Origin of the sequence: Roseateles sp. (genome assembly GCF_049240545.1) — a bacterium.
GTDB lineage: Bacteria > Pseudomonadota > Gammaproteobacteria > Burkholderiales > Burkholderiaceae_C > Paucibacter_A.
In genome coordinates this window covers 23,756-30,225 of sequence record NZ_JBMLSK010000038.1, presented here as the reverse complement: position 1 = coordinate 30,225, position 6,470 = coordinate 23,756, and the positions used below count along the sequence as shown (strand labels likewise).

Sequence of the window (6,470 nt, the reverse complement as noted above, 5' to 3'; positions counted from 1 at the left end):
CGCGACCTCAACCTTGGCAAGGTTGCGCTCTACCAACTGAGCTATTCCCGCATTGTCTTGCTTCGTTCAACCGATCTTTTTAAAGAGATCTGCTGTAGAAGCAAGACCATGATTGTATGCTGAATTTTGATGACTTCGCAAGAGTTTGCTTAGTTTTTCTCAAAAATTTCAGCACCAAGCCATCAGTGCGTGGCGGCAGGCTTTGCAGCCGCCTCTTCAGGCTTGGCTGCAACCGCAGGTTCCTCATCCGGCAAGGCTTGAGGCATGGACTCCAGCGCCACTTCCAGAACTCGGTCGATCCAGCGAACCGGAACGATCTCCAGCTGGTTCTTGACGTTCTCTGGGATGTCTTGCAGGTCTTTGATGTTCTCTTCCGGAATCATCACGGTCTTGATGCCACCCCGATGGGCCGCCAGCAATTTCTCCTTCAGACCACCAATCGCCGTTACCTCACCACGCAGCGTGATTTCGCCGGTCATGGCGACATCGGCGCGAACTGGAATGCCTGTCAATGCAGACACAAAGGCCGTCGTCATCGCCGCACCTGCGCTGGGGCCATCCTTGGGCGTTGCGCCATCAGGCACGTGCACGTGAACGTCACGTTTCTCGAACAACTCGTCCTTGATACCCAGACGTCGTGCACGCGAGCGAACCACGGTACGCGCAGCTTCCACGGACTCCTTCATCACATCGCCCAGCGAGCCGGTGCGGATGATATTGCCCTTGCCGGGCATCGAAGTCGCCTCGATGGTCAGCAAATCGCCACCCACTTCGGTCCACGCCAGGCCCACCACTTGGCCGACTTGGTTCTTCTTTTCAGCGCGACCAAAGTCGTACTTGCGCACGCCCAGATAGTCGTTGAGGTTTTCCTCGGTGACCACGGCCTTGCCTTCGAAGGTCTTCAGCGCCAAGCCCTTCACCACCTTGCGGCAGATCTTGGAGACTTCGCGTTCCAGCGAACGGACACCGGCTTCGCGTGTGTAGTAGCGAATGATGCCGCGGATGCCGGACTCGGTGACTTCCATCTCCTCGTCCTTAACGCCATTGTTCTTGCTCTGCTTGGGCAAGAGATAGCGCTGGGCGATATTGACTTTTTCGTCTTCGGTGTAACCCGACAGGCGAATCACTTCCATCCGGTCCAACAGGGCCGGCGGAATGTTCATCGAGTTCGATGTGGCGATGAACATCACGTCGGACAGGTCGAAGTCGACCTCGACATAGTGGTCGCCGAAGGTGTGGTTCTGCTCGGGATCCAGCACTTCCAGCAGGGCCGAGGACGGGTCGCCACGGAAGTCCATGCCCAGCTTGTCGATCTCGTCAAGCAGGAACAGTGGGTTGCGAGTGCCGACCTTGGACAGGCTTTGCAGCACCTTGCCCGGCATCGAACCGATATAGGTGCGGCGATGACCGCGAATCTCGGCTTCGTCACGCACGCCACCCAAGGCCATGCGAACGAACTTGCGACCGGTGGCGCGAGCCACAGATTGGCCCAACGAGGTCTTGCCCACGCCTGGAGGGCCGACCAAGCACAGAATCGGCGCCTTGACCTTGTCCACGCGCTGTTGCACCGCGAGATACTCAAGGATGCGATCCTTGACCTTGTCGAGGCCGTAATGGTCTTCGTTCAGCACCACCTCGGCATTGACCAGGTCGTGCTTGATCTTGGTCTTCTTGCTCCAAGGCAGATTGACCAAGGTCTCGATGTAGTTACGCACCACGGTCGCTTCGGCCGACATCGGCGACATCAGCTTGAGCTTTTTCAGCTCGCCGTCAGCCTTTTTCTTGGCTTCCTTGGGCATGCGCGCAGCTTGGATCTTCTTGTCCAGCTCTTCGAGGTCTGCGCCCTCTTCCCCGTCGCCCAATTCCTTCTGAATGGCCTTCACTTGCTCGTTCAGGTAGTACTCGCGCTGACTCTTCTCCATCTGGCGCTTGACGCGGCCACGAATGCGCTTCTCGACCTGAAGAATGTCGACCTCATGCTCCAAGAGATCCAGCAGAGTCTCCAGGCGCTTGCCCACTTCGGAAAGATTCAAGACCGACTGCTTGGCGTCGAGCTTGAGCGGCAGATGCGCGGCGATGGTGTCTGCCAAACGGCCAGCATCATCAATGCCGGCGATGGATGTCAGGATCTCAGGGGGAATCTTCTTGTTCAGCTTGACGTACTGGTCAAACTGCTGAGTCACCGCGCGACGCAGGGCCTCCACCTCGGGCTTCAAATCAGCCTCAGGCGGGATCGGCATCACCTCGGCAACGAAGTGCTCTTCGCCGTCGGTGATGGTCTGCGTGGTGGCACGCTGCAAGCCTTCGACCAGAACCTTGACGGTGCCATCGGGCAGCTTGAGCATTTGCAGGATGCTAGAGACGCAGCCCACTTCGAACATATCGTCCGACTTGGGTTCATCTTTGCCGGCCGCTTTTTGCGCGACCAGCATGATCTGGCGCCCGGCTTCCATGGCGGCTTCCAAAGCCTTGATTGACTTGGGGCGCCCCACGAACAAGGGGATCACCATATGCGGAAAGACAACCACATCACGCAGCGGCAGCAGCGGCAAAGTGATGAGCTCTGCGGGCAAAACAGGATGACCGGACATGAAAACCTCTCTTTCTCAGACCCAGTTGCGGCCTGAGAGGTGAATTGCAAGACGCCGCAGCGATCGAATCAGCCGGCAAAAACCGGCCAATCAAAACAGTTCAGGCACTGGCTTTCGCTTGTTCGCGATAAACCAGCAGGGGCTTGGCGTTTTCATCAATGGTGTGCTCGTCCAGCACCACCTTGGCCACGCCATCCAAGGCGGGCAACTCGAACATGGTGTCGATCAGCGCGAGCTCCATGATGGAGCGCAATCCACGCGCACCAATCTTGCGCGCCAAAGCCTTGCGGGCAATGGCGGACAGCGCCGAGGGACGAACCTCCAGTTCGACACCGTCCATCGAAAACAATTGCTGATACTGCTTCAGCAAGGCGTTCTTCGGTTCGGTCAGGATCTGCACCAAAGCATCTTCGGTCAGTTCGCCCAAAGTTGCGACCACAGGCAGACGACCCACCAGCTCCGGAATGATCCCGAACTTGATCAAGTCATCAGGCTCCACCTCGCGGAAGACTTCAGACACACGCTTATCAGATTTGCTCTTGACGCTGGCGCCAAAACCGATGCCGGACTTTTCTGAGCGGTTTTGGATAACTTTTTCAAGTCCGTCAAAAGCGCCGCCGCAGATGAACAAGATATTGGTCGTGTCGATCTGCAGGAAGTCTTGATTTGGGTGCTTGCGGCCGCCTTGGGGCGGCACCGAAGCCATCGTGCCTTCGACCAGCTTCAGCAAAGCCTGCTGCACGCCCTCACCCGACACATCGCGGGTGATGGAGGGGTTGTCCGCCTTGCGAGAAATCTTGTCGATTTCGTCGATGTAGACGATGCCACGCTGCGCGCGCTCCACGTCGTAATTGCAGTTCTGCAGCAGCTTTTGAATGATGTTCTCGACGTCCTCGCCCACATAGCCGGCTTCGGTCAAGGTGGTGGCGTCGGCGATCACAAAAGGCACATTCAACAAACGCGCCAAGGTCTGGGCCAGCAAGGTCTTGCCCGAGCCGGTGGGGCCGATCAGCAAGATATTGCTCTTGGATAGTTCGACCGTGTCCTTGGTGCCTGCCATATGGCGCAAGCGTTTGTAGTGGTTGTAAACGGCCACAGACAGGGTGCGCTTGGCGACGTCCTGACCAATCACATACTGATCCAGGCTGGCTTTGATTTCGCTCGGCACGGGCAAATCGGACTTGCTGGCGCGAGCCTGGGGCGTCTCTGCCGGCACTTCATCACGAACAATGTCATTGCAGAGTTCAATGCACTCGTCGCAAATGAACACCGACGGGCCAGCGATCAGCTTCTTCACCTCATGCTGGCTCTTGCCGCAGAAGGAGCAGTACAAAACTTTTTCGCTGGAATTGCCTTTTTTCTCGGCCATGGATCTGCTTGTCTTTCAGGCGTTAATGCCTGCTTGGATGATAGTTCAAACGCGCAGAGGGGCTTTCGCTCAATAAGCCCCCCGATACGCCTTCAGTTGGGCGCCCTTCAGGGACACCCCTACAAACTCAATTAAGGACGCGTCTCAATCACTTGATCGATCAGGCCATAGGCCTGCGCTTCCAAGGAAGACATGTAGTAATCGCGCTCGGTATCGTTCTGGATTTTCTCCAGGCTCTGGCCGGTGCGATCGGCCAGGATGCGATTGAGTTGCTCGCGCGTCTTCAAAATCTCACGGGCATGGATCTCGATATCGGTCGCCTGACCCTGCGTGCCGCCGAGGGGCTGATGAATCATGATCTTTGCATTCGGCAAGGCAATGCGTTTGCCCTTTTCACCTGCAGCCAAAAGGAAGGCGCCCATGCTGGCCGCCATGCCCATGCACAGGGTAGAGACCTGCGGCTTGATGAATTGCATGGTGTCGTAGATCGACATACCCGCAGACACGCTGCCGCCGGGCGAGTTGATGTAGAGATAGATATCCTTTTCAGGATTCTCGCTCTCCAGGAACAACATCTGAGCCACAACCAAATTGGCCACCGCGTCGTTCACCGGGCCGACCAAGAAAATGATGCGCTCGCGCAGCAAGCGACTGTAGATGTCATAGGCGCGCTCACCGCGACCCGACTGCTCGATGACGATAGGGACCATGCCCAAATTGTTGATTTCCAGCGCGCTCATGATGAATCCTCTGAAAGTTGTTCTCTAACCCGCAAATCAATCGGTGGCTAACTAGCCGCTCATGCGTCTAGCGTCACCCCACCTACACAGGTATGGGGGCTGATTATGTCGCGTCAAGCCCAAGCACCAAGAAAGCCTCGGTAAATGAAAAAGGCGCCGGCCTCGCAGCACGGCGCCCTTGACTCACGGCGAAACGCCGGATCAGTTGGCCTGAGCCATCAATTCGTCAAAAGGCAGTTGCTTTTCACTGACCTTGGCCTTGGCCAGGACGAAGTCGGTCACGTTGTTTTCAACCACAACGGCTTCCACTTCGGCCAGACGTGCACGGTCGCTCAGGTACCAACGCACGACTTCAGCGGGCTTTTCATAGCTCTGAGCCAGCTCTTCGATATGCGCTTGCAACTGCTCAGGCTTGGCTTGCAGATTGTTGGAGCGAACCAACTCGGCCACCACCAGACCCAGGCGCACGCGGCGCTCGGCTTGCGGCTTGAAGATTTCTGCGGGGATCGGGGCCTTGTCAGCATCCTTCACGCCACGCTTCTTCAGGTCTTCACGAGCGGCAGCAATCATGCGCTCGGACTCGCCTTCAACCAGCGCGTTCGGCACGTCCAGTTCAGCAGCAGCCACCAGCGCGTCCATCACGGCGCCCTTGTTGCGAGCCAGCACACGGAACTTCACTTCACGCTCGAGGTTCTTCTTGATGTCGGCGCGCAGCGCTTCGATGCTTGCATCGGGAATGCCGAGCGACTTGGCAAAAGCCTCGTTCACTTCAGGCAGATGCTGAGCTTCGATCTTCTTCAGCGTCACCAGGAAGTCGGCTTCTTTGCCGGCCACGTCCTTGCCGTGGTAATCCTCAGGGAATGCCAAGGGGAAAGTCTTGGAGTCACCGGCCTTCATGCCGCGCACTGCCTTCTCGAAAGCTTCCAGCATCTGGCCTTCGCCGATGATGAATTGGAAGCCGTCGGCCTTGCCGCCTTGGAAGGGCTCGCCGTCCAGCTTGCCTTCGAAGTCGATGGTGACGCGGTCGCCATCGGCGGCCACTTCAGTTGCAGCGCGCTGAGCGAAGCTACGACGCTGCTTGCGCAGGATGTCGACGGTCTTGTCGATGGCTTCTTCGGTGACATCGCTGCCGACCTTTTCGACATCAGCAGCCGACAGGTCGCCAATCTTGACTTCAGGATAGACCTCGAAGGTGGCGTCGAAAGCCATTTGACCTTCGGGCGACTCTTCCTTTTGAGCGATCTTCGGAGCGCCAGCCACACGCAATTGCGCTTCGTTGGCGGCGGCGGAGAAGGCCTCACCCAGCTTGTCGTTCATGACTTCGTACTGGACGGAGTAGCCATAACGCTGAGTGACCACGCTCATCGGCACCTTGCCGGGGCGGAAGCCGTCGGCCTTGACCGTGCGGGCCAACTTCTTGAGACGGGTTTCGACTTCGCTGTTGATGTCAGCGGCCGCCAGCGTGAGCGTGATGCGGCGTTCGAGCTTTTCGAGGGTTTCGACGGTGACAGCCATTTTTGACTCAGTACTAAGTTATCTGGTGCGCGGGGCCGGACTCGAACCGGCACGCCGGTGAAGGCGTCAGGACCTAAACCTGGTGCGTCTACCAATTTCGCCACCCGCGCTGAGTGGAATCAAGTTTGCAGGAGCGGATTTCAAGAAACCTGCTCCGACAAACCCGTGGTAATTCGGAGAACCGTGGATTGTAGCCAATTGCCGAAGCAAAAATCAGCCAAGGGGAAAACCCCTGGCCTGGGGCGCTGCTCTTGC

Annotated in this window: 4 protein-coding genes and 1 tRNA gene; all 5 read right to left on the bottom strand. The window is 57.5% G+C overall.

Going from position 1 to position 6,470, the window contains the following annotated elements; all coding sequences use genetic code 11:
- Nucleotides 1-182: 182 nt before the first annotated feature.
- Nucleotides 183-2,591, bottom strand: a complete 2,409-nt coding sequence (lon, locus tag ACOVRJ_RS02200) for an endopeptidase La (RefSeq protein WP_263539816.1) — start codon at nucleotides 2,589-2,591, stop codon at nucleotides 183-185.
- A gap of 100 nt (nucleotides 2,592-2,691) precedes the next feature.
- On the bottom strand, nucleotides 2,692-3,960 hold the full coding sequence (clpX, locus tag ACOVRJ_RS02195) for an ATP-dependent Clp protease ATP-binding subunit ClpX (RefSeq protein WP_422042271.1): 1,269 nt from the start codon (nucleotides 3,958-3,960) through the stop codon (nucleotides 2,692-2,694).
- A 131-nt stretch (nucleotides 3,961-4,091) separates the two neighbouring features.
- Nucleotides 4,092-4,700, bottom strand: coding sequence for an ATP-dependent Clp endopeptidase proteolytic subunit ClpP (gene clpP, locus ACOVRJ_RS02190; RefSeq protein ID WP_422042270.1), 609 nt, complete (start codon nucleotides 4,698-4,700; stop codon nucleotides 4,092-4,094).
- Nucleotides 4,701-4,901: 201 nt separating this feature from the next.
- Nucleotides 4,902-6,215: a trigger factor gene (tig, locus tag ACOVRJ_RS02185; protein ID WP_422042269.1), complete on the bottom strand. Its 1,314-nt coding sequence runs from the start codon at nucleotides 6,213-6,215 to the stop codon at nucleotides 4,902-4,904.
- A gap of 23 nt (nucleotides 6,216-6,238) precedes the next feature.
- Nucleotides 6,239-6,325: transfer RNA gene (locus ACOVRJ_RS02180), tRNA-Leu, on the bottom strand.
- Between the last annotated feature and the right edge of the window lie 145 nt (nucleotides 6,326-6,470).

Coding starts and splice junctions, on each gene's coding strand:
- lon (WP_263539816.1), bottom strand. CDS start 2,591: ATGTCCGGTCATCCTGTTTTGCCCGCAGAGCTCATCACTTTGCCGCTG.
- clpX (WP_422042271.1), bottom strand. CDS start 3,960: ATGGCCGAGAAAAAAGGCAATTCCAGCGAAAAAGTTTTGTACTGCTCC.
- clpP (WP_422042270.1), bottom strand. CDS start 4,700: ATGAGCGCGCTGGAAATCAACAATTTGGGCATGGTCCCTATCGTCATC.
- tig (WP_422042269.1), bottom strand. CDS start 6,215: ATGGCTGTCACCGTCGAAACCCTCGAAAAGCTCGAACGCCGCATCACG.